Genomic DNA, 1,367 nt, shown 5'->3' with positions numbered 1-1,367 from the left:
CGCCAACATAAAGCCGCGTGACCGGCCTCTCCCTGACCTCCGGTGTCAGACCGTAGCCCCTACCGCGCGAGCGGTTTAGTCCATCGGGGGATAACGGCCAATCGGCGTCGCTCCACTCCATCGACCAGCATAAGGGTTTTCAGTCCGCCATCCGCTGGAGCGTCTTCACTGATGAAAGTCCACGCAGCAGGCCCGTGCTGCGCCTATGCTGAAGCACAGTGGGCCAGCCCGCCCGGAGTCAGCCATGCGCCAGTCGAATTTCCGGTGGAAGGCAATACTCGCGATGGTCTTCGCTGCCATCGCCGTTTGTTTGGGCGTGCTGGGTTCGCTGGACCACTACGTCGGATCCGGCCCAAGCCCCGGCAACGCCGTGAACATCGCCGGCAACAACAACAACATACAAATCAACCAATCAGAACTAAAACAACGAATAGAACAACTAGACCGAGCTTTGAAAGCAAAAGCAGAAGCAGAACGACAAAAACAACGGGCACAACAGCACACGCCGTCCCCTAAGACCGTGTTCGAGGCAGTGGACGCCGCTTTACGAGCGATACCCACCGGCAACACGGCGTTCAATACCCCACCGCCCGTGAATATCGACGGGCCACCGGCGAAGGTCGAGTTGGTCGTCGGCGTGAAGCAGTTGCCTTCCGAGCTGGCAAAGTCGATCACCGTGCCCGGTGAGGTGCAGACACATCAGGTGCAGATCCCGAACCGGATACGGGCGCTCCTCGCGGCCGACGACCCCGGTGCCTTGACGATCACACCGCTCACGCCCCCGATGCAGGCCGTCAGCGGCGAGGCACCGACCGTCTGGATGTGGTCCATCAAGCCCCTCAAGACAGGTTTGTACCCGCTTCATGTTGTGTTGCAAACCGAGGTCAGGATTGACGGCGAGGTCACACCCCGGCTGATCGACACGTTTGCGGGGGAGATCGAAGTGACGATCACGCCCGGCCAGCGTGCCGAGCATTTCGTCCGCGATTACTGGCAGTGGCTGTGGACCGCGCTGCTCGTTCCCGTAGGCGGCTGGTGGTGGAAGCGGCGGGACAAAAAGGAGGACAACCGGCACGACGATGACGCGGCCTAGTTCGACCTACCGAAAGCAGCTTGCGACAATTCGCACAGGGGCGGGTTCTCACTGGAAAAATGACGCAGGCGTTGCCAAGCGCTAAGGCGGAACGGCCGGTCTCGGCGACGGCCAGCCTTTCGAACGACTCTGCACTCCCGACGATGAACGTCCGGAACTGGCCGGCGGACTAAACCGCTCGCGCGGTAGGGGCTACGGTCTGACACCGGAGGTCAGGGAGAGGCCGGTCACGCGGCTTTATGTTGGCGAATGAGGCAATCCGCCTCGTTCTCCA

At 61.4% G+C, this 1,367-nt stretch carries 1 protein-coding gene; it reads left to right on the top strand.

Features of this window, described 5'->3' with window-relative positions; genetic code table 11:
• Nucleotides 1-244 precede the first annotated feature (244 nt).
• Entirely contained in the window at nucleotides 245-1,093 is an 849-nt protein-coding gene (locus tag BN2475_RS32930) for a hypothetical protein (protein WP_094783496.1), read from the top strand.
• Nucleotides 1,094-1,367: the final 274 nt, after the last annotated feature.

It is taken from the genome of Paraburkholderia ribeironis, from assembly GCF_900019265.1.
GTDB classification, from domain to species: domain Bacteria; phylum Pseudomonadota; class Gammaproteobacteria; order Burkholderiales; family Burkholderiaceae; genus Paraburkholderia; species Paraburkholderia ribeironis.
This window is presented reverse-complemented; position numbering and strand designations above follow the sequence as displayed.

Excerpts from the sequence above, each read along its gene's own strand:
- BN2475_RS32930 (WP_094783496.1), top strand. The coding sequence starts at position 245 with ATGCGCCAGTCGAATTTCCGGTGGAAGGCAATACTCGCGATGGTCTTC.